The sequence below is a fragment of the Cupriavidus sp. UBA2010 genome, assembly GCF_002335265.1.
GTDB classification, from domain to species: domain Bacteria; phylum Pseudomonadota; class Gammaproteobacteria; order Burkholderiales; family Burkholderiaceae; genus Cupriavidus; species Cupriavidus metallidurans.
In genome coordinates this window covers 31,096-51,802 of sequence record NZ_DDCI01000017.1, presented here as the reverse complement: position 1 = coordinate 51,802, position 20,707 = coordinate 31,096, and the positions used below count along the sequence as shown (strand labels likewise).

The following is a 20,707-nucleotide window of genomic DNA, read 5'->3' as shown; positions in this document are numbered from 1 at the left end:
TTCGGGTAGTGGAGATTTATCGGAAATACCGATAGATTAATCCAAATCATCCGTTTGTCAGCGAGAGTCTGCGAGACCTAGAATGGGTTCGCCGTCCTTTCCTTCGAGTTTCGGAAACGCCATGACTGTCCCCTTGCTGATCGGCTCCGGAGCCGGATTTTCCGGTGACCGCACCGACGCCGCCCTGCCCGTCGTGCGCACGCTGATTGCCGCGGGCGGACCTGCCGCGCTGATCTTCGAAACGCTGGCCGAACGCACGCTGGCACTTGCGCAACTGGCACGCCGCGACGATCCCGAGCATGGCTACGAACCGCTGCTGGACCAGCTCCTGACGCCGGTCCTTGGCTTGTGCCTGGCCAACGACATTCCGATCGTCGGCAACTTCGGCGCGGCCAATCCGCGTGCGGCGGCCCGCCGTATCGGCGAACTGGCGGTGGCGCTGGGCCTTCCCGCGCCGCGTGTGGCCGTGGTGGAGGGTGACGACCTGTCGCACGACGAAGGTCGCGCGCTGCTGCGCGGTATCGTCGGCGACTCTTTCCCGGAGGCGCGTTTCGTTTGCGCCAACGCCTACATCGGCGCGCAGGGCATTGCCGATGCGCTGCGTGACGGCGCGCAGGTGGTGGTGTGCGGCCGCGTGGCCGATCCCGCGCTGGCCGTGGGTCCGGCGATGGCGCACTTCGGCTGGGCCTGGGATGACTGGAATCGCCTGGCTGCTGCGACGATGGCCGGCCATCTGCTCGAATGCGGCGCGCAGGTCAGCGGCGGCTATTTTGCAGATCCGGGCATGAAGGACGTGCCCGATGTACACGCCGTGGGATTTCCGATCGCGCGGCTCGATGCCGATGGTGGCATCGAGATCTTCAAGGCGGCTGGCACCGGCGGCTGCGTGGATCTGCGCACCGTGAAGGAGCAACTTCTGTACGAGGTGCACGACCCCTGCGCCTACCTGACCCCCGACGTGGTCGCCGATATCGGCGAGGTGACCGTCGCGCAGGTCGGTCCGGATCGCGTAGCTGTCCGCAACATCCGAGGCCATGCGCGTCCAGACACGCTCAAGGTCAACCTGTTCTACCAGGGCGGCTGGATTGCCGAGGGCGAGATCTCGTATGCGGGCCCCAATGCAGCGGCGCGCGCGCGACTGGCGGCTGAAATCCTTGGTAAGCGCATGAAGGGTCTTGGTTTCGACGTGCCGATCCGCTTCGACCTGATCGGCGTGCTGAGCGTGTTTGCCGATGACGCCGGCGAGATGCTGGCGCGGCCACAGCCGCATGAGGCCGAGGCGCGCGATGTGCGCCTGCGCGCGGCGCTGGCGCACGAGGACAAGGCCGTGGCCCAGGCGCTGCTGCGCGAGGTCAATGCGCTCTACACCTGCGGCCCCGCGGGCGGTGGTGGCGTGCGCACGGCATTGCGTGCGCGCCTCAACGCGATGTCGTGCCTGGCGCCACGCCATACCCTGTTGTCCTGACCGGAGCCTGCCATGACCGTAACCACACAGCTCTACCGGTTTGCTCACGGCCGCACCGGCGACAAGGGCGACCGCTCCAACATCAGCGTGATTGCTTACGATGCCCGCGATTTCGATCACCTCGTCACGCACGTGACCGAAGATGCGGTGCGTGCGTTGTTTGCGCATCGGCACCCAGGGGCCGTGAAACGCTATCTGGTGCCGTCGATCCACGCGATGAACTTCGTCATCGATGGCGCGCTCGATGGCGGCGTCAACGATGCGCTCAATCTCGATACACACGGCAAGGCGCTGGCGTTTCTGCTGCTGGACATGCCGATTCCCTTGCCGCCGCGGTTCGCCGGCGGCACCTCATGATTGCCAAGCTGTTCCATCACAAAACAACTGGAGGAGACACAGATGTCCGCGTTTCGCAGGCCGCAGGCCCCCGCAGCCCTACTCGCTTTCGCTACATTCACGTGCCTGGCCTTGCCGGCCGGCAGTGCATGGGCCGAATTTCCTGACAAGCCGATCCGCTTTGTCGTGCCCTTCGCGGCCGGTAGCGCGACGGACCAGCTCGCGCGCGCCGTGGGCCAGGCCGTGACGCAGGAAGCAAAGGTAACCGTGGTGGTCGACAACAAGCCGGGCGCGAACGGCTTCATTGCCGCCAGCGACGTGGCGAAGGCCGCCCCCGATGGCTATACGGTGCTGATCACCACCAACACCACGCACGCAGCCAATGAGCACCTGTTCAAGAAGCTGCCGTACGACCCGGTCAAGGACTATGCGCCGCTGACGGCGTTGGGCCGTGGCGGCCAGATCATGGTGGTCAATCCGCAGGTACCGGCCAAGACCGTGGGCGAGTTCATCGCGCTGGCAAAGAAGGAGCCGGGCAAGCTCAGCTTCGGCAGCGGCAGTTCGTCGTCGCGCATTGCTGGCGAGCTGTTCCAGCAGATGGCGCACGTGGAACTGCTGCACGTGCCGTACAAGAGCAACCCGCTGGCGATCACCGACCTGCTCGGCAACCAGATCCAGATGATGATCACCGACACGGCGACCGGGCTGCCGCAGGTGAAGAGCGGCAAGCTGCGCGCGCTGGGTGTCTCTGGCAAGGCACGCTCGCCGCTGGCGCCTGACGTGCCGACGATCGACGAGGCAGGCGTGAAGGGTTATGAGATGAGCTACTGGTTCGCGGCCTATGCGCCGGCCGGCACGCCGCCCGCAGTGGTCGGCAAGCTGAACCAGATGCTGGTCAAGGCTGCCAGGAGCGAAACGGCCGCCACTTTCTACCAGTCGACCGGTACCGACGTGTTCACAAGTTCGCCGGCCGAACTGGCGAAGTTCCAGGCGCTGGAATCGGCGAAATGGGGCCGCATCATCAAGGCGGCGAACATCCAGCCCGAGTAAGTTCGCCTCACGCAGAAACGGGTACGCTTTGCGCTGGCAGGGCGTTCCCGTGACAACTTGCCCCGCCACGCGCCGTGATTTCGCCTAGAGTGTCTGGATCGGAACGACTGGAGCGTGTCATGAGCCAGACAGGCAAGGGGTTTCGGAGTGAGCGGCGCGGTTTCCTGATCGGCGTGGCGTCCGCGGCGTTGGGCGCCGTGGCGTTGCCGGCGTCGGCACAGTCACTACGCGGCAAGCCGAGATCGAAGATCGGCGTAATCGGTGCCGGCCACATCGGCGGCACGATCGGGGGAATCTGGGTGGGTGTGGGGCATCCGGTGATGTTCTCGTCGCGCCATCCCGAAGAACTCAAGCCGTTGGTCGAGAAACTGGGATCGCTGGCACAGGCCGGGACCGTGGACCAGGCCCTCGAGTTTTCCAATGTCGTCCTGCTTGCCGTGCCTTATGGCGCGTTGCCCGAACTGGGCAGCCAGCATGACTGGAAGGGCAAGATCGTGCTCGACGCCACCAACGCGGTGGCGCCGCGAGATGGGGCGATCGTCGAGGAGGTCAAAGCCAATGGCATCGGGGTGACCACTGCCAAGTACCTGCCGGGCGCGCGCATCGTGCGCGTCTTCAATTTCACAAGCGCGGGGTCTTTCGCGCGTGAGAGCAATCGCAAGGGGCCGTTGATGGCGGTGCCGATGGCGGGGAACGATGCCGGCGCGCTGATCATTGCCGGCAGGCTGGTACGCGATGCGGGCTTTCAGCCCGTGGTGGTGGGAGGCTTGTCCAGCGCCGACCGCTTCGCGCCGGGAGGCAAGTTGTTCCACATGGAGGGCACGGAAGCGGAATTCCGTCGTGCCATGGCGCAAAATTCCGCGCCGTGATGCCTGAGCCCGTGATGCCTGCTGTGAGACCTGATCAGTGAGATCTGGTGGCGGCCTTGCTTAGCGGCGCCGCCACTCCATCGCCACCATCGAAGGCGTGAACCCGAGCTGGCCGAAGAATGCGGCTTCTGACGAGCGCGCCGCGCGTAGAACCCAGGTGATATCCGGATCGTTGCCCATGACATGCCGCAGCAGCGCGCGGCCGACACCGCGGCGGCGATGCTGTGGCGCCACGGCAACCATCGAGATATAGCCGTTTGCGATGTCGTCGCAGAGCGCGCGCGCGAAGCCGATGACCTCGCCGCCCTCCACCGCCACTGCGACGCGTTGCGAGTTGGCGATGAGCTGCGCGAACCGTTCGGGATTGCTGACCTGTTGTTCCCAACCATTGGCGGCAAGCAGACGCCGGGCTGCCTCGATATCTGCGGGCAACGGGTTGCGGATTTCCATTGACGATTCCTCCAGCCTGGTACTTGGGCACGCGCGCCTTACTCCCACGAAAGTGGGGGTACGCCAGTGCCTTCCGCCACGGGCGCGCGTATGGTTCGCGCGTTTTGGCGACAGAGTGTAGCTAAGCGAACACGGCTGCGTCAAACAACTTTATCCGTTAATCCCACGCGTTCGGTGCCGCACGAGGGCCTGCGCGGGGCCCTGTCGTGTCCCTTGGGCTAGCGGTATGATGCCTGCCATGAATGCCACGATCTTCTCCTCCGCCCAGCCGGCAGATCAACTCGCCGAGTTCAACGACGCAGATAGCGCGCTGGCGCGTATCCGCGAGATCTATGACAGCTCAGTGGCCGCCGTGCGCGCGCGATTTGACGCGTTTGCCCAGGGCAAGCCGCTGCCGTCGGCCGCGCACGCGTGCTATCCGTATCTGGGCATCTCGGTCAATCTGGAGACGATGGTCACTGATAGCCGGCCTTCCTGGGGCACGGTGGCCTATCCGGGGGTCTATGGCACCACGGTGACGCGGCCGGACCTGCTGTGCGACTACTACCGCGACCAGATCGAGCGTCTGATGCGTTATCACCGCGTGCCGGTGGTGGTAGGGATTTCGCGCCGACCGATCCCGCTGCCGTTTGTGATCGAAGCATCGACCACCGATATCAGCTACACGCAGGCGCGTGAACTCGAGGCGTCATTCGTGCTGCCGGAACTGAGCCGCATCGACGACTCGATCGCCAATGGCACGTATGAGCCCACTCCGGGCGAAGCCTGGCCGCTGTCGCTGTTCTCGGCGGAGCGCGTGGATCTGGCGCTGCAGCGGCTTTATCACTACACGGGTACCGCGCCGCAGCATTTCCAGCGTTTCGTGCTGTTCACAAACTATCAACGTTACGTCGACGAGTTCGTGACACTGGGCCGTTCGCTGATGGCCGGTGACGGTGGCGATGGCTATGTGCGCTTCGTCGAGCCCGGCGACGTGATCCAGCAACTCGGCGAGCAAGAGCCGGATGACGCGACACGTCCACGTGCTTTGCCGCAGATGCCGGCCTACCACCTCGTGCGCGAGGATGGGCTGGGTGTCACGCTGGTCAACATCGGCGTGGGGCCTTCCAACGCGAAGACGATGACGGACCACCTCGCCGTGCTGCGCCCGCATTGCTGGCTGATGGTGGGCCACTGCGGCGGGCTGCGCCGCTCGCAGCAGCTTGGCGACTACGTGCTGGCGCACGCGTATGTGCGCGACGACCACGTGCTCGACCATGACCTGCCGCCCTGGGTACCGGTGCCGCCAATCGCCGAGATCCAGGTGGCATTGCAGGAAGCGGTGGCGCGTGTGACGGGATTGTCCGGTACCGAGATGAAGACACGGATGCGCACTGGCACGGTGGTGTCTACCGACGATCGCAACTGGGAACTGAAATCGAAGTCGCTCTACGCGCGCTTCAACCAGTCACGCGCGATTGCCATCGACATGGAGAGCGCCGCGGTTGCCGCCAATGGCTTCCGACTGCGTGTGCCCTACGGCACGCTCCTGTGCGTATCGGACAAGCCGCTACACGGCGAGCTCAAGCTGCGCGGCATGGCGAATGCGTTCTACCGCCAGCGCGTGAGCCAGCACATGACCATCGGGCTGGAGGCGATCCGCATACTGCGAGAGAACGGCGTCGAACAACTGCACTCGCGAAAGCTGCGCAGCTTCGACGAGCCAGCATTCCGATAAGACACCCGAGACACCTTCCTCCTTGTCTTCGTGAACGAAAAAAAGCGCGCGGTATCACCGCGCGCCTGGAATCGGAGTGAGCCGTCGCGAGCTCAGCCGTTTGACAAGGAGGAGAAAAATTGCCGCTTAGAAGCGATAGCCGACACCGGCGCTGAACAGCCACGGATTGAGCTGCACGTTCGATACCTTCTGGCCCGTTCCATTCGCATAGACGTTGCTCGAGATCCAGATCTTCTTGACGTCGACGTTGAGGAACCAGTTCTTGGTTACCTTGTAGTCCATACCGACCTGCAGGGCCGGGCCCACGCTCCAGCGGTCCAGGCCGAGGGAGTTGCCGGCGATGTCTGCGTTCCAGATGCGGGTCACGTTCACACCAGCGCCAACATAGGGGCGGAAGGTGCCATTCGGAATGAAGTGATATTGCAGCAGCAGGCTCGGAGGCAGGTGGCTGAACGTGCCGATCTTCGCGCCATCCAGACGGACATCCTGCTTTTGCGGAATCGTCAGCACCAGTTCAGCGGCGATGTTCGGCACGATGAAGTAGGTAACGTCCAGTTCCGGAATCCACTTGTTGTTGACGCTGATCCGGTCAGATGCGCCCACACCGCCAACCGGGTCGGACTTGTTGTCCATGTTCAGGAACGTGCCGCGCAGGCGGATCATCCAGTTGCTCTGCTGTTCGTCGGCGGCCACGGCCGGTGCCGAGAGCGCGCCGATCGTGGCGGCGGTCAGCGCCATGCAGATGGAGGAAACAAGGGTCTTGCGGCGGGGAGAGAGGGTAGTGGTCATGGTCGGGAAGCACTGGACATTGAAAATGTGCGCCCAGTGTGTCCCGTGGTTCCCTTGCAGACCTTGACATAGCACAAGCAAGAATCACCCTGCTCTCGAAAGGGGGATTGACCGTCGCCTGTGCGCGACAGATCGCCACCGCTTTGTGCAAACGGCGATCAAGCTTGTGCGGACAGGACTTCTATCCACATGCGGAATGATTCGTGGCGCCCACGCGGCCGCCCCCGTACGCTGTGCGCACGTGGTTGTGCACCGCGCATGTCGTGGGCGTCCGAGAGGACGTCTTTCGCGGTGTGCCCTCTGGGGGGAGGGCACACCGGTTTTCTCGGATGCAGGGCATCCGACAGTCATCAGGCCGCCCTGGCCTGCACGGCTTCCGACATGTCGCGGGTCTGCAGATGGCGATTGATACCGGAGACCACGGCCTTCAGTGACGCCGTGACGATGCTGGGATCGACGCCCGCGCCGAAGCCCGTGGCCGAGTCCGCGACGCGCACTTCGACATAGCAGGCCGCGTTGGCATCGGCGCCGGTGGTCATGGCGTGCTCGTGATAGTCCATCACACGCACCGCCACGCCCAGCCCGCGCGTGAACGCATCCACTGCCGCGTCGATCGGCCCATTGCCCGTGCCACGCATGCGCATCGGACGACCATCGCGCACGATATCGATTTCCACTTCCGCGGCGGCGTCGCTGGCCGATACCATGCGATGCGATACGTAGCGCAGTGGCGCCTCGACGTCGAGATACTCGCGGCGGAACAGTGCGTAGAGATCCGCCGCGCTGGCCTCGAGCCCGGTTTCATCGGTCATGGCTTGCACTGCGCGGCTGAACTCGATCTGCAGGCGGCGCGGCATGTAGATGCCGTGCATCTGTTCGAGCAGATAGGCCATGCCGCCCTTGCCGGACTGGCTGTTCACACGGATCACCGCGTCATAGCTGCGTCCGAGGTCGGCCGGATCGATTGGCAGGTAAGGCACCTCCCAGATCGCATCGTCCTTCTGCTGGGCGAATCCCTTGCGGATCGCATCCTGATGCGAGCCCGAGAATGCCGTGAAGACCAGGTCGCCCACGTACGGATGACGCGGATGCACAGGCAACTGATTGCAGTGCTCGACGCACTGGCGCACTTCGTCGATATCGGAAAAGTCCAGTTGCGGGTCCACGCCCTGCGTGTACAGGTTCAGCGCCAGCGTGACCAGATCCACATTGCCGGTGCGCTCGCCGTTGCCGAACAGGCAGCCTTCCACGCGATCGGCGCCGGCCATCACGGCCAGTTCCGCCGCCGCCACGGCAGTGCCACGATCGTTGTGCGGATGCACTGACAGCACGATGTGCTCGCGCCGCGCCAGACGGCGATGCATCCATTCGACCTGGTCCGCGAACACATTGGGGGTGCTGCATTCCACCGTGGTCGGAAGATTCAGAACCATCGGTCGGTTGGCATCGGGCTCCCACACGGCGGACACCGCGTCCGATACTTCGAGCGAGAAGTCGAGTTCGGCCAGGCTGAAGGTTTCGGGCGAGTACTCGTAGGTCCATGCGGTTTCCGGCATGGCATCGGTCAGTTCACGGATCAGGCGCGTGCCGGAGACGGCCACTTCCTTGATCTCCTCGCGCGATGCATTGAACACGATGCGGCGCCACGCGGGCGCGATCGGATTGTAGAGATGCACCGTTGCGCGCCTGGCGCCGCGCACGGACTCTACGGTGCGACGGATCAGGTCATCGCGCGCCTGGGTCAGCACGACGATGTTGACGTCTTCGGGGATGCGATCTTCTTCGATCAGCATCCGCACGAAATCGAAATCGGTCTGCGATGCGGAAGGGAATGCCACCTCGATTTCCTTGAGCCCGATCTTGACGAGCTGTTCGAAGAATCGCAGTTTGCGCGCGCTGTTCATCGGCTCGATCAGCGCCTGGTTGCCGTCGCGCAGATCGGTGCTCATCCAGCGCGGCGCGCGCGTGATCTGGCGCGACGGCCAGGTTCGGTCAGGCAAGTCGACCGTGGTGGCGGGGCGATATTTGGTGGATGGATCCTGCAACATGGGCATGGGAATTCTCCTTCCTCGCTAAGGGAAGATGCGACGAATGCGTCAAAAATGGAAAACGGACGGAAAAACGGTGGCGAAAGGCTGCCGAACTGCCACAGGGCTCTAGGCCCGGCAACCGATCGGTAGGCTTAGCAGTAGCGAGGAAGCGCCCAGGGCGCGGCACGACAGCAGGCCCGCGACGCACGCGCGCACGGCGGCATCGATGCGCAAGGCATCGGCGGCGTGGCGGAGGTTGAGTGCGGTGGCGGTCATCGTGCTGGGAAATGTGTCGCAGCGGTTGCGCGACTCAAGGAGCGTAGTGCAGAACACGGGCTGGCGTCAACCCGGGATCGGACGCGGATCCGCGTGGATGCGTGCTGCATTGGTGCGATCTGCGGCCGTCATGGCGGTTGCGTCTTCCGACAAAGGGATGAAACGAGCCTCTTGTGTTGGTTCGCACTCAATCCTCTGGCCGGTATTGCATCCGCCGCATCGCGCCTAGTCTGATTCTGGGAACGGGCCCAAAACTACAAGAGGGGATCATCATGCGGACACGTACGTGGACCACATGGCTCGCCTGTGCGGCGATCGCCATGCTGATGGTGGCATGCGGCGGCGGAGGCGGTAGTTCGGGCTCGGGATCGGCGCCATCCGGCGGCGCGGGCAGTGGCGGTAGCGCCGGCAGCGGCGGCTCCGCCGCGGTGGCAACGTCCTATACGCTGGTGTTGAACCAGACCTCGGGCAAGGTCGCGGTAGGCGACACGATGCCGCTGACTGCGTCAGTCGTTGACAATCTTGGCAATGACGTTACCGGTTCGACCACATTCGCCTGGTCGACCATCAATTCCTCCATCGCCGTCGTGGCGAACGCATCGGTACCGGGCGGCGCAGTGGTGACCGGCGTGGGTCTGGGTATCGCCAACATCAGCGTGGTGGCGACCGTGACCGGCGCCAATAATGCGACGACCGTGCTGCCACAGGCATCGGCGACGATTACGGTGGTTGCGCCGGGTAGCAGGACGTACAGCCTCGCGCTGCCGTACCCATCGCTTTCGATGACGGACGGGCAGACCCTGCGCGTGACGGCATCCTTGATCGACAGCGACGGCGCGGATCGCTCCGCCAGTGCCACCGGATGGACCTGGCGCAGCACCACGTCGGCGGTGCAGGCGGCAGGCGTGGCCAATGTCGGCGTGCTGCTTGGCGTCAATGCGGGCAGCACCGTCGCCCTGTCCGTGGTCAGCGTTCAGGTCACGGCACCGGATGGCAGCACCCTGACCGGCGCTTTCCCGGTGTCGGTGTTCCCGACCGGTGTATCGAGCTACCGGCTCGTGTTGTCGCAGAACGGCTCGCAGATCAACGCGCTGAACGTGCTCAACGGCTACCCACAGACGTACCTCTCGCAGGTGGTGCGTAGCGATGGAAACGACTCGACCCCGGATTTCACCGGCCTGTGGACCTTTACGACCACATCGCCATCGTTACTCGTGTTGCCGGATTCCTCGACACGTCTCACCACGGTCAGCACCGGTCGGCCGAACGGTGCGTCACCGCTCCAGAGCATTCTTTCGGAGATGGCCGGCAGCTTGACGTTGAGCGCAAAGCCGCGCGCCACGCTGTTCGTCACGGAGCAACCAACCTGGGCGCTGGTCTACAACGGTCCACAGCCATTGGTAGTGAACCGCCTGGCTGGCGCGACCATCGCGGTGCAACTGCTGCATCGTGGTGTGGATGAGGGCATCACCGGTTGCGGGACGAGCTGGGCGTGGTCGACGACGAGCAGCAATATCGTGGTCGCGCAGTCGGTGCTTGCGCCCAACTCGGCGTCGATCCTGCCGACGGCGGCTGGCCCCTTCTCGGTCACGGCGACATGCACGGCCGGGGTGGAGGCCATGCCGCTGTCGATCACGATTCCGGGCACGGCACAGTAACGTACTCCGGCGGGGTGCGTACCCGTTTCTGCGGACGCATGCCTCCTTGGTTCGCTCCCCTTTCCCGCTTGCGGGAGAGGGGCCGGGTGAGAGGGATCAGCGGCTCAAATTGCGACAAGGTGGCAAGCAGAGCCTCCACGCCCTCTCACCCAACCCCTTGCCTGCGCCGTGGGAGAGGGACGCAGGCGGATCAAGGCGTACCCATTTCTGCGTGCCTGAGTTGCATCCCCACAAATGAAAACGGCGACCTTTTCAGGTCGCCGTCGTCAGGCATCATCCGTCGATCCGGTCGTCAGGATTTGCGCACGAAGCGGACAATATGCTCGTTGCTGGCGCTGCCCGACTCTGTCGACTTGGTCGAGGTATTGGATCCGCAGGTGCTGCATCCACTATTCGTATCGCACCCTGTGGCGCAACCGGCGGCCTCGCGCGGTGCGAGTCGCCGCGCGACCCAGCCACGCCAGCCGCTGGCCGATGCGCCGCCCAGCCCTGCCGCCAGACTCGCCTTCACGCGCTCGCGTGTGCGCGGCATGTAGCGGCCCACCACGTGCAGGGCGCAGGCCAGCACGATCAGCGGAACCACCAGCGTTTCAAAGGCTTGATAGAGCGTCATGGTCTTTGTGCCTGTTCAACTGAACATCAACGCCACGCGGTACGTGATAAACGACGCGAGGTAGGCCAGCCCGCCCAGATAGGCGACGGAGGCGGCCATCACCTTCCAGGAGTTGGTTTCGCGACGGATCACGGCGAGCGTGGAGATGCACTGCGGCGCGAAGACGTACCACGCCAGCAGCGACAGCGCGGTGGCCAGCGGCCACTGAGCGGCAATCATCGGTGCGAGCTGCGTGGCCACGGCGTCGTCACTGCCGGACAGCGCGTAGACCGTACCCAGCGCGCCCACGGCGACCTCGCGCGCAGCCATGCCGGGCACCAGGGCGATACAGATCTGCCAGTTAAAGCCGATCGGGGCGAAGACATGCTCGAGCGCGCGCCCGATCATCCCCGCGAAGCTATAGTCGATTGCCGGCATGGTGGCGCCTTCGGGCGGCGACGGGAACGTCGCCAGGAACCACAGCAGCACCGTCATCGTCAGGATTACCCGGCCGACGCGTGACAGGAAGATGCGGGCGCGTTCCCACAGGCCAATGGCGATGTCGCGCGGATTCGGCACGCGATACGCCGGCAACTCCATCAGCAGCGGATGCTCGGTGTGGTCGCGGCGGAACCACTTGAGCACGTACGCCACCAGCAGCGCGCTGACGATGCCGGCCACGTAGAGCACGAAGAGCACCAGGCCCTGCAGGTTGAACAATCCGGCCACCGTGCGTTCCGGAATGAATGCGGCGATCAGCAGCGCGTAGACAGGCAGGCGTGCCGAGCAGGTCATCAGCGGCGCCACGAGAATGGTCGTCAGCCGGTCGCGCGGATCCTGGATCGTGCGCGTGGCCATGATCCCCGGAATCGCGCAGGCGAAGCTGGAGAGCAGGGGAATGAACGAGCGGCCGGACAGGCCCGCGCTCATCATCAGGCGGTCAAGCAGGAACGCCGCGCGTGGCAGGTAGCCCGATTCCTCGAGCGTCAGGATAAACAGGAACAGGAACAGGATCTGCGGCAGGAACACGATCACGCTGCCAACGCCCGCGATGATGCCGTCCACGATCAGGCTCTTGAGCATCCCGTCGGGCATCGTCGTGCCGACCAGCTCGCCGAACCAGTGCACGCCGGCCTCGATGCCGTCCATCAACGGCGTGGCCCACGAGAACACGGCCTGGAACATGAAGAACAGCAGCACCGCCAGAATGACCAGGCCGAAAACCGGGTGCAGCACCACGCCGTCGAGCTTGTCCTCGAACTGCGCGGTGCGCGTGGGCATCGTGACGGCGACGTCGAGCAGCCGCTTGACCTCGGCGTGCGTATCAAGCTCCGACACGCTATCGAGCGGCTGGGCCGGCGGCGCCGGTGGCAGCGTGTCGTCGAACAGCTTGATCAGCGATGCGGCGCCATCGTGCTTGACCGCGACGGTTTGCACCACTGGCACGCCAAGTTCACGCGACAGCGCTTCGCGATCGATCTTGATGCCGCGCCGTTCGGCGGCATCGCTCATATTCAGCACCACCACCATCGGCACCCCAAGGCGGCGCAGTTCCAGCACGAAGCGCAGGTGCAGGCGCAGATTGGTGGCGGCCACCACGGACACGATCAGGTCCGGGCGCGTCTCGCCCGGGCGCTGGCCCAGGCAGACCTCGCGCGTGATGGCTTCATCCAGGCTGGCGGAGTCCAGGCTGTAGGCGCCCGGCAGGTCGAGGATGCGAACCGTGCGACCGCCCGGCGACACGAACTGGCCTTCCTTGCGTTCGACGGTGACGCCCGCGTAGTTGGCCACCTTCTGGCGGCTGCCGGTGAGACGATTGAACAGTGCGGTCTTGCCGCAGTTGGGATTGCCTACCAGCGCAATGCGCAGGGCGGCGGTGGGATTCTGTGCGACTGACATGTGAGTGCGAAGGGGCAGGCCGGTTACGCGATGCGCTGCGATGGCGGCGCTTCGGTTTCGCCGGCTGGCGCGATGCTGGTCACGGTGGCGCTGGCCACTTCCACGGTGATGCGGGCGGCTTCCGAGCGGCGCAACGCGAATCGCGAGTAGCCAACCTGGGCAACGAGCGGATCCCTGCCGAACGGTCCGAACGCGATGATCTGCACGGTCTCGCCGGGCACGAAACCCAGGTCGCGCAGACGGCGCGCAATGGGATCATGCGTGAATTCGTCATCCACGGATTTCACGACAGCGGCAGTGCGCCGGGGCAGTTCAGACAACCGCATATGCTTCCAGTCCAGGGGCGCGATCAGCGCCGCGCGGCAGGCTCGGAACCTGCCGGGTACGTAAATAGAAATCGTTCTCGATTGTATAGCATTCGTAGCAGTTTGGCGCTTTGACGGTGGTTTACCGCGCATCGCAAATTGGGAAATCGACGACGATTTGCCCCCGGTAAACCCCCCTTATGTACCGAATAACACAATTGCGGTATTGGTTGCGAAGTTGCCTCGGGGCTAAGCTGCAAGCACGCTGAACACCCCGTTCCACGCGTACTTCTCAAGCCACTGGCTTCGGCCAGTGGCTTCTTCTTTTGGCGCATTCCTGGCGTGTTCTTGCCGAGTGACTAGATGTCTGCCTCGCTGGCGGCCAGCCTGACCATTTCGACGAAATGGTCGCGTGCCGGGTGATCCGGCGCCTGTTTCCACACGCAATACACCTCCGAGGGCACGGTCGCATCCGCAAGTGGCCGAAACGCGGCACCTGCCATGCCGGAGCGCGCCATCGCAGCCGGCACCACGGCAATCCCCATCCCCTGTGACACCAACGACACCACGGACAGCCAGTGCCGCACCTCATGGCGAATCTGGGGATAGAAGCCGTGCGCGGCGCACATGTCGAAAATGCGGCTGTAGTAGTCGGGCGACGCCTTGCGGGAGAACAGGACGAATGGCTCGCCGCGTAAGTCAGTGAGCGCTACCGTATCCTGTTGGCCAAGCGGATGCTTGGCTGACATGCAGCAGACAAACGGTTCGCGGTGCGCCAGCGTGGTGGCCAGCTCATCCGGCACGCGGCTGGTATGGACAAAGCCCGCATCGAGTTCACCGTGTAAAAGTGCATCAATCTGCTCTTGCGAGTTCAGCTCGGTCAGGGCCACGTGGATGCCGGGATAGCGCGCCTGGAATTCCTTCAGGCGCTGGGGCAGGCCACGATAGAGCATCGACCCCACGAAGCCGACCCGCAGCCGTCCCACCGCGCCGGCCTCGATCTCCCGCGCCAGCAGGCGGGCTTCCTCGGCCTGCGCCAGTAGCGCCATGGCCGATTCCCGAAACGCGCGTCCGGCCGCGGTCAGGCGCACGCCACGGCTGTCGCGTTCGAACAGCCGGGCGCCGACCGAGGCTTCTAGTTGCTGGATATTGAGCGATAGCGGCGGCTGCGAAATCGACAGTCGCCGGGCGGCGCGCCCGAAATGAAGTTCCTCGGCGAGCACAAGGAAGTAGCGCAGATGTCGGAATTCCATGGCGATACAAAATTTGTATTGATCGAGCCAATTTTAGAATTAGACACGAATCGTTGGGGTTTGAATAATGGACGCAAACCATCCCGCCCGACAGGCATCGTGTCCAGGACGGGGACCTCCAGGAGACGATTCATGCCGACCAGCGCCGCGCGCCCAGCCGCGTCCACCACCGTGTACCCCGAAGTTGCCGCGCATCCGGTGCCAGATCGCCATGGCGCGAGCCTGTTCACGGCCGATCCGGACCTGCGCGCGCTGCTGCCGCTTTACCTGCCGGCCGACCTGTTCAACCACCTGCTGCCGCACCTCGAGCGCATGGGCGCACTGGCCGGCGGCGTGCTCGACGAACTGGCCAACGAGGCCGATCACGCGCCGCCCACGCTGTCGCACCGCACCCGCACCGGCCTTGATGCCCAGCGCATCCACAAGCATCCGTCCTATGTGGAACTGGAGCGCGTGGCGTTCTCGGAATTCGGGCTGGCTGCAGTGTCGCATCGCGGCGGCGTGCTCGGCTGGGACAAGCCGATGCCCCCGGCCGCGAAGTACGCACTGACCTACCTGTTCGTGCAGGCCGAATTCGGCCTGTGCTGCCCGCTGTCGATGACCGATTCGCTGACGCGCACGTTGCGCAAGTTCGGCGATCCGGCGCTGGTCGACCGATTCCTGCCGAACCTGACCACGCAGGTGTTCGACGACCTCTATCAGGGCGCGATGTTCATGACCGAGCAGGGGGCCGGCTCTGACGTCGCTGCCACGACCACCCGCGCGATTCGCGACGACAACGCCGAGGGCGGCTGGCGTCTGGTGGGCGACAAGTGGTTTTGCTCGAATCCCGATGCCGCGCTGGCGATGGTGCTGGCGCGGGTGGAGGAAGCCGACGGTTCGGCCGTTGCCGGCATCAAGGGCGTCTCGCTGTTCCTGTTGCCGCGCACGCTGGCGGATGGCAGCGCCAACCACTTCCGCATCATCCGTCTCAAGGACAAGCTCGGCACACGCTCGATGGCCAGCGGCGAGATTCGGCTGGAGGGCGCGCACGCCTACCTGGTTGGCGAACTGGGCCGTGGTTTCGTGCAGATGGCCGACATGATCAACAATTCGCGCCTGTCCAACGGCGTGCGAGCGGCCGGCCTGATGCGCCGGGCGCTGACCGAGGGCCAGTTCATCGCCCGCGAGCGCCGCGCGTTCGGCAGGCGCCTGGCGGACATGCCGCTGATGCGTCGCCAGTTGCTGAAGCTGACGCTGCCCACGGAGCAGGCGCGCACGATGGTGTTCCAGACTGCCGAAGCCCTGCGCCGTGCCGATGCGGGCGATGCCGACGCCTATCCGCTGATGCGCATCCTGACACCGCTGATCAAGTTCCGCGCCTGCCGCGATGCGCGCAAGGTCACGGGCGATGCGATGGAGATCCGCGGCGGCTGCGGCTACATCGAGGAATGGAGCGACCCGCGCCTCGTGCGCGACGCGCATCTCGGTTCCATCTGGGAAGGCACGAGCAATATCGTCGCGCTCGACGTGCTGCGCGCAATTCGCCGCGAGGGCTCGCTGCCCGTGTTGCAGGCACACCTGCAGGCGCTGCTTGGCGATACGCCGATGCATGCCACTGCGCGCGCCACGTTCGACCTGGCGCTGGCCAACACCGTCGCGCTGGCGACCCGTGCGGCAGACGCTGGGGCCGATGGTGACGTGCTGGCGCGTCAGGCAGCTTCCGCGCTGTATCACGTGACCAGTGCCGTCGCCATGGCATGGGAAGCCGGCCAGATCGGTTCGGTTCGCCGGATGCGGCTGGCGCAACTGGTGCTGGTGCATCGCGTGCTGCCGCAGGATCCGCTCGGCGGCGGCGTCGAACCCGAGTGGCTGGCCGAAACCGTGGAGCCGCCCGCCGATGGCGTGGTGCGCGCGGCGGGGCCCGTGGACCAGATCAACGTGTTCTGACGGCTCACCCAGAGAACACCCAGGCAGTACGGTGCGCCCGCAACGGCGCACCTCGCGCGCCCGCGGCGCGCATTCCAAACATAAAAAGCTTTACCGGAGACAACCCATCATGCCCCAATGGCACCGCCGCGCGGCCCTTGCCGCGCTGACCTCGTTGGTCGCCTGCACGTTCACGCTCACCACCACACCGGCCTTCGCGCAGAAGGAATTCCCGAGCAAGCCGATCATGCTGGTGGTGACCTATCCGCCCGGCGGACCTACCGACGCGATGGCCCGCACGCTGGCCGCTGCGTTGAAGAACAGCCTTGGCCAGCCCGTGGTCGTGGAGAACCGCGCGGGAGCGGGCGGCAACATCGGCGCGGAAGTCGTCGCGCGTGCCGAGCCCGATGGCTACACGCTGATGTTCGGCACGTCGGCGCCGCTGGCCATCAACGTCAGCCTGTATCGCAAGATCAACTACGACCCAGTCAAGAGCTTCGCGCCGGTGATCCAGATCGGCCAACTGCCCAATGTGCTGGTGGTAAATCCAAGCGTGCCTGCGAAGAACGTGCAAGAGCTGATCGCGTACAGCAAGGCGCATCCGGGCAAGCTGTCCTATGCGTCGTCGGGCAATGGCGCATCGTCGCACCTGGCCGGTGTGCTGTTCAACAACCTGGCCGGCACCGACTTCCAGCATGTGCCATACAAGGGCACCGGCCCGGCGCTCAATGATCTGCTGGGTGGGCAGGTCAGCATGACTTTCACCGACGTGCTGACCGCGCTGCCGTTCATCAAGAGCGGCAAGGTGCGTGCACTCGGTGTGACCACGAAAGGGCGTTCGCAGGCATTGCCCGATGTGCCCACCGTGGCGGAACAGGGTGTTGCAGGTTTCGATGTTTCGGTATTCTTCGGTGTGGTAGCACCTGCCGGTACGCCGCCGGAAGTCATCCGCAAGCTCAATCACGCATTTGCCGATGCGTTGGCACAGCCAGACGTGCGCAAGACGCTGCTGGCGCAGGGGCTGGAGTTCGCGCCGGCCACCACGCCAGAGCAGCTCGGTGGTTTCGTGAAATCGGAAGTCGGCAAATGGCGTTCCGTGGTGCAGAAGTCGGGTGCGCAGCTCGACTGATCATGACAAGAACAGGAGGAGACATGACGCCATTCACACCCGGCGCGCTGGCAGGCATTCGCGTAGTCGATCTGTCGCGCATTCTGGGCGGCCCGCTTTGCGGCCAGATCCTCGGCGATCACGGCGCAGACGTACTCAAGATCGAGCCGCCGCAGGGCGATGACACACGCACCTGGGGGCCACCGTTCCGCGATGGCGTGGCGTCGTACTACTTCGGCCTCAATCGCAACAAGCGCATCATGACGCTGGACCTGACGGCCGATACTGACCGCGAAGTCCTGCTGACGCTGCTGGCCGATGCCGACGTGCTGATCGAGAACTTCAAGACCGGCACGCTCGAGAAATGGGGCCTTGGTTTCGATGTGCTGTCGCAGCGCTTCCCCCGGCTCGTGCATTGCCGCGTGTCCGGCTTCGGCGCCGATGGTCCGTTGGGTGGCCTGCCGGGTTATGACGCGGCGATCCAGGCGATGGCCGGCATCATGAGCATCAACGGCGAGGCCGACCGGGAACCGCTGCGCGTTGGTTTGCCCGTGGTGGACATGGTCACTGGTCTGAACGCCGCGCTGGGTGTGCTGCTGGCATTGCAGGAGCGAGAGCGCAGCGGACGTGGGCAGTTCGTGGAATCGGCGCTATATGACTCGGGCTTGTCGCTGTTGCATCCCCATGCGGCCAACTGGTTCATGAGCGGCAAGACGCCCGCGCGCACCGGTAACGCGCATCCGAACATCTACCCGTACGACACGGTGGCCACCGCGACCGATCCGATCTTCCTTGCCGTCGGCAACGATCGGCAATTCCGCATCCTGTGCGAGTACCTCGGCGTGGCGGAGCTGGCCGACGACGAACGCTTTGCAACGGCAGGCGCGCGCTCGGTCAACCGGGCGCAATTGAAGGGCACGCTGGAATCGAAGCTGGCCACGTGGGACGGGAAGGCGCTGGCCGACGAACTGTCTGCGGCCGGTGTCCCGTGCGCACCGGTGTTGTCGGTGCCCGATGCACTGACGCATCCGCATACCGCCCATCGCGAGATGGTGGTGGAGATGCCCGGCGGCTACAAGGGCCTAGGCGCCCCGGTCAAACTGAGCCGCACGCCGGCGACGTACCGGTATGCACCGCTGACCGAAGGCAACCAGTTCCTGCCGCGCGAGGCGGCGAACGATTGAATTGGGTGTCAACCGTTGGTATGCGCACCCCTCTCCCGCGCGGGAGAGGGGTGTAAAAACGACCTCACCGCTTCTTACCCCGGAATCATCCCCGTCAGCCAGTACGCCTGGATCATCGTGATCACACCCACGATGGCTGCGAACAGCAGGCTGTGCTTCACGGTGAAGCGGAACAGTTCCGACTCCTTGCCGACCAGACCCGTCGCCGCGCAGGCCACTGCGATCGACTGCGGCGAGATCATCTTGCCTGTTACGCCGCCCGTGGTGTTGGCGGCCACCAGCAGCGTGTCCGATACGCCGATCTGATGCGCGGTCGTATGCTGCAGCGAGCAGAACAGCGCGTTCGACGACGTATCCGAGCCGGTCAGGAACACCCCCAGCCAGCCCAGCAGCGGCGAGAAGAACGGGAACGCCGCGCCGGTTCCGGCCAGCAGCAGCGCCAGCGTCGATGACATACCGGAGTAGTTGGCGACGAACGCGAACGCCAGTACCAGACCGATCGAGGCGATCGGACGGCGCAGTTCCAGCAGCGTTTCCTTGAAGGTGGTGATGGCATCGCTCGGCTTCATGCGCAGCAGCACCGCAGAGATGATGGCGGTCAGCAGGATCGCGGTACCGACGGCCGACAGCAGGTCGAGCTTCAGCACAGCCTCGTAGGGCTTGGGCGATGCCACGATCGGGGCGCTCTTGATCACGAGTTGGTCGAGCATCGGTACCTTGAACTTCAGTACCGTTCCCGCCAGCGCGCCGTTGCCGGCGAACAGCGCCTTGAACGGTGCCAGGCTCCAGACCGTGACGATGGCGGTCAGAATGCCGAACGGCGCCCATGCGCGCACGGTCTGGCCGAACGTGTAGGGCGATGCTTTGCGGCTCGCGGGCGCACCCATACCGCCACCGAACCCGGCCATCGCCACAGTGCCGCCAGCCGCAACCGTGCCACCAGCCGCTTGCGATGCCGAGCGCGGTTGCCACACACGCAGGAACGCGGCGAGCGAGATCAGACTGACCAGTGCCGACGTGATGTCCGGCAGCTCGGGACCGATGTGGTTCGACGTGAAGTACTGCGTGACGGCGAAGCTGCCACCGACGACCAGCGCGGCTGGCCAGGTCTCGCGCACGCCTTTGGCGCCATCCATCATGAACACCAGCCAGAACGGCACAGCCAGCGACAGCAGCGGCAATTGGCGGCCCGCCATCGCGCCGATATGCATCGGGTCGATGCCCGTGACCTGTCCGGCCACAATGATCGGAATGCCCATCGCGCCAAACGCCACCGGCGCGGTGTTCGCGATCAGGCAGAGCCCGGCCGCATAGAGTGGGTTGAACCCGAGCCCGACCAGCAGCGCGGCGGTAATCGCCACCGGTGCGCCGAAGCCCGCCGCACCTTCCAGGAACGCCCCGAAGGCAAAGCCGATCAGCAGCATCTGCAGGCGCTGGTCATCGGTGATCGACAGCACCGACGCGCGGATGACGTCGAACTGCCCGGTCTTGACCACGATCTTGTAGAGGAACACCGCGGTGACGATGATCCACGCGATTGGCCACAGGCCATAGGCAAAGCCGAATCCGGCCGCGGCAAATGCCTGCTGTGCCGGCATCCCGTACGCGAAGATCGCCACGGCCAGCGCCAGTGCCAGCGTGACAGCCGCCGCCACATGGCCCTTCATGCGCAGTACCGCGAGCGCGACGAAGAAAAACAGGATGGGTATCGCCGCCGCGAGCGCGGACAGCCAGAGGCTGCCCAGCGGCGTATAGATCTGGGTCCAGGGTTGCATCTGGAAGTCTCCTTGGTGGTTTGTCTGAATTCTTTTGGTGGGA

The 20,707-nt window shown here is 64.8% G+C and carries 17 protein-coding genes; 9 read left to right on the top strand and 8 right to left on the bottom strand.

The features are described 5' to 3' along the window. The first annotated feature begins 121 nt into the window (after positions 1-121). The 4 genes from B2246_RS12880 to B2246_RS12865 all read left to right on the top strand — a co-directional run bounded on the left by B2246_RS12880 (position 122) and on the right by B2246_RS12865 (position 3,720). Positions 122-1,465 (top strand): acyclic terpene utilization AtuA family protein, encoded by a 1,344-nt coding sequence (locus tag B2246_RS12880; RefSeq protein WP_286882453.1) that lies wholly within the window; start codon positions 122-124, stop codon positions 1,463-1,465. A gap of 12 nt (positions 1,466-1,477) precedes the next feature. After that, positions 1,478-1,822: an AtuA-related protein gene (locus B2246_RS12875; protein WP_286882454.1), complete on the top strand. Its 345-nt coding sequence runs from the start codon at positions 1,478-1,480 to the stop codon at positions 1,820-1,822. Between the two features lie 42 nt (positions 1,823-1,864). Then, entirely contained in the window at positions 1,865-2,851 is a 987-nt protein-coding gene (locus tag B2246_RS12870) for a Bug family tripartite tricarboxylate transporter substrate binding protein (protein ID WP_008646525.1), read from the top strand. A gap of 119 nt (positions 2,852-2,970) precedes the next feature. Then, a complete protein-coding gene (locus tag B2246_RS12865; RefSeq protein ID WP_008646523.1) occupies positions 2,971-3,720 on the top strand; it encodes an NADPH-dependent F420 reductase in 750 nt (249 codons plus the stop codon). A gap of 60 nt (positions 3,721-3,780) precedes the next feature. Here B2246_RS12865 and B2246_RS12860 read toward each other — a convergent pair whose 3' ends face one another. Next, positions 3,781-4,170, bottom strand: a complete 390-nt coding sequence (locus B2246_RS12860; protein ID WP_008646522.1) for a GNAT family N-acetyltransferase — start codon at positions 4,168-4,170, stop codon at positions 3,781-3,783. Between the two features lie 226 nt (positions 4,171-4,396). Here B2246_RS12860 and B2246_RS12855 point away from each other — a divergent pair, with 226 nt between their 5' ends. Next, positions 4,397-5,887 (top strand): AMP nucleosidase, encoded by a 1,491-nt coding sequence (locus B2246_RS12855; RefSeq protein ID WP_411860095.1) that lies wholly within the window; start codon positions 4,397-4,399, stop codon positions 5,885-5,887. Positions 5,888-6,013: 126 nt separating this feature from the next. On the opposite strand, the gene B2246_RS12850 is transcribed toward B2246_RS12855, so the two are convergent. Together B2246_RS12850 and leuA are read right to left on the bottom strand one after the other, a co-directional pair. Next, a complete protein-coding gene (locus B2246_RS12850; protein ID WP_369799899.1) occupies positions 6,014-6,676 on the bottom strand; it encodes an OmpW/AlkL family protein in 663 nt (220 codons plus the stop codon). Between the two features lie 350 nt (positions 6,677-7,026). Continuing rightward, positions 7,027-8,724, bottom strand: coding sequence for a 2-isopropylmalate synthase (gene leuA, locus B2246_RS12845; RefSeq protein WP_286882472.1), 1,698 nt, complete (start codon positions 8,722-8,724; stop codon positions 7,027-7,029). A 530-nt stretch (positions 8,725-9,254) separates the two neighbouring features. Here leuA and B2246_RS12840 point away from each other — a divergent pair. Further along, positions 9,255-10,640 (top strand): hypothetical protein, encoded by a 1,386-nt coding sequence (locus tag B2246_RS12840; protein WP_152415003.1) that lies wholly within the window; start codon positions 9,255-9,257, stop codon positions 10,638-10,640. A 292-nt stretch (positions 10,641-10,932) separates the two neighbouring features. Here the strand turns inward: B2246_RS12840 and B2246_RS12835 are convergent, their stop codons facing one another. From B2246_RS12835 to B2246_RS12820, 4 genes are all read right to left on the bottom strand, one after another. Then, entirely contained in the window at positions 10,933-11,253 is a 321-nt protein-coding gene (locus tag B2246_RS12835; protein ID WP_286882456.1) for a DUF6587 family protein, read from the bottom strand. A gap of 15 nt (positions 11,254-11,268) precedes the next feature. Next, positions 11,269-13,131: a ferrous iron transport protein B gene (feoB, locus tag B2246_RS12830; protein WP_035882999.1), complete on the bottom strand. Its 1,863-nt coding sequence runs from the start codon at positions 13,129-13,131 to the stop codon at positions 11,269-11,271. A gap of 23 nt (positions 13,132-13,154) precedes the next feature. Then, on the bottom strand, positions 13,155-13,457 hold the full coding sequence (locus B2246_RS12825) for a FeoA family protein (protein WP_008646172.1): 303 nt from the start codon (positions 13,455-13,457) through the stop codon (positions 13,155-13,157). 338 nt (positions 13,458-13,795) lie between these two features. Continuing rightward, complete coding sequence (locus B2246_RS12820) at positions 13,796-14,689, bottom strand: LysR substrate-binding domain-containing protein (protein ID WP_008646173.1); 894 nt, start codon at positions 14,687-14,689, stop codon at positions 13,796-13,798. A 132-nt stretch (positions 14,690-14,821) separates the two neighbouring features. Here B2246_RS12820 and B2246_RS12815 point away from each other — a divergent pair, with 132 nt between their 5' ends. The 3 genes from B2246_RS12815 to B2246_RS12805 all read left to right on the top strand — a co-directional run bounded on the left by B2246_RS12815 (position 14,822) and on the right by B2246_RS12805 (position 18,889). Beyond that, positions 14,822-16,618 carry an acyl-CoA dehydrogenase family protein gene (locus B2246_RS12815; RefSeq protein ID WP_008646174.1) on the top strand — a complete coding sequence of 599 codons (1,797 nt, stop codon included), beginning with the start codon at positions 14,822-14,824 and terminating at the stop codon, positions 16,616-16,618. Between the two features lie 109 nt (positions 16,619-16,727). Further along, positions 16,728-17,726, top strand: a complete 999-nt coding sequence (locus tag B2246_RS12810; protein ID WP_008646175.1) for a Bug family tripartite tricarboxylate transporter substrate binding protein — start codon at positions 16,728-16,730, stop codon at positions 17,724-17,726. A gap of 23 nt (positions 17,727-17,749) precedes the next feature. Continuing rightward, a complete protein-coding gene (locus tag B2246_RS12805) occupies positions 17,750-18,889 on the top strand; it encodes a CaiB/BaiF CoA transferase family protein (protein WP_286882457.1) in 1,140 nt (379 codons plus the stop codon). A gap of 74 nt (positions 18,890-18,963) precedes the next feature. On the opposite strand, the gene B2246_RS12800 is transcribed toward B2246_RS12805, so the two are convergent. Next, a complete protein-coding gene (locus B2246_RS12800) occupies positions 18,964-20,664 on the bottom strand; it encodes a lactate permease LctP family transporter (RefSeq protein ID WP_008646178.1) in 1,701 nt (566 codons plus the stop codon). Positions 20,665-20,707: the final 43 nt, after the last annotated feature.

Coding starts and splice junctions, on each gene's coding strand:
- B2246_RS12880 (WP_286882453.1), top strand. CDS start 122: ATGACTGTCCCCTTGCTGATCGGCTCCGGAGCCGGATTTTCCGGTGAC.
- B2246_RS12875 (WP_286882454.1), top strand. CDS start 1,478: ATGACCGTAACCACACAGCTCTACCGGTTTGCTCACGGCCGCACCGGC.
- B2246_RS12870 (WP_008646525.1), top strand. CDS start 1,865: ATGTCCGCGTTTCGCAGGCCGCAGGCCCCCGCAGCCCTACTCGCTTTC.
- B2246_RS12865 (WP_008646523.1), top strand. CDS start 2,971: ATGAGCCAGACAGGCAAGGGGTTTCGGAGTGAGCGGCGCGGTTTCCTG.
- B2246_RS12860 (WP_008646522.1), bottom strand. CDS start 4,170: ATGGAAATCCGCAACCCGTTGCCCGCAGATATCGAGGCAGCCCGGCGT.
- B2246_RS12855 (WP_411860095.1), top strand. CDS start 4,397: ATGATGCCTGCCATGAATGCCACGATCTTCTCCTCCGCCCAGCCGGCA.
- B2246_RS12850 (WP_369799899.1), bottom strand. CDS start 6,676: ATGACCACTACCCTCTCTCCCCGCCGCAAGACCCTTGTTTCCTCCATC.
- leuA (WP_286882472.1), bottom strand. CDS start 8,724: ATGTTGCAGGATCCATCCACCAAATATCGCCCCGCCACCACGGTCGAC.
- B2246_RS12840 (WP_152415003.1), top strand. CDS start 9,255: ATGCGGACACGTACGTGGACCACATGGCTCGCCTGTGCGGCGATCGCC.
- B2246_RS12835 (WP_286882456.1), bottom strand. CDS start 11,253: ATGACGCTCTATCAAGCCTTTGAAACGCTGGTGGTTCCGCTGATCGTG.
- feoB (WP_035882999.1), bottom strand. CDS start 13,131: ATGTCAGTCGCACAGAATCCCACCGCCGCCCTGCGCATTGCGCTGGTA.
- B2246_RS12825 (WP_008646172.1), bottom strand. CDS start 13,457: ATGCGGTTGTCTGAACTGCCCCGGCGCACTGCCGCTGTCGTGAAATCC.
- B2246_RS12820 (WP_008646173.1), bottom strand. CDS start 14,689: ATGGAATTCCGACATCTGCGCTACTTCCTTGTGCTCGCCGAGGAACTT.
- B2246_RS12815 (WP_008646174.1), top strand. CDS start 14,822: ATGCCGACCAGCGCCGCGCGCCCAGCCGCGTCCACCACCGTGTACCCC.
- B2246_RS12810 (WP_008646175.1), top strand. CDS start 16,728: ATGCCCCAATGGCACCGCCGCGCGGCCCTTGCCGCGCTGACCTCGTTG.
- B2246_RS12805 (WP_286882457.1), top strand. CDS start 17,750: ATGACGCCATTCACACCCGGCGCGCTGGCAGGCATTCGCGTAGTCGAT.
- B2246_RS12800 (WP_008646178.1), bottom strand. CDS start 20,664: ATGCAACCCTGGACCCAGATCTATACGCCGCTGGGCAGCCTCTGGCTG.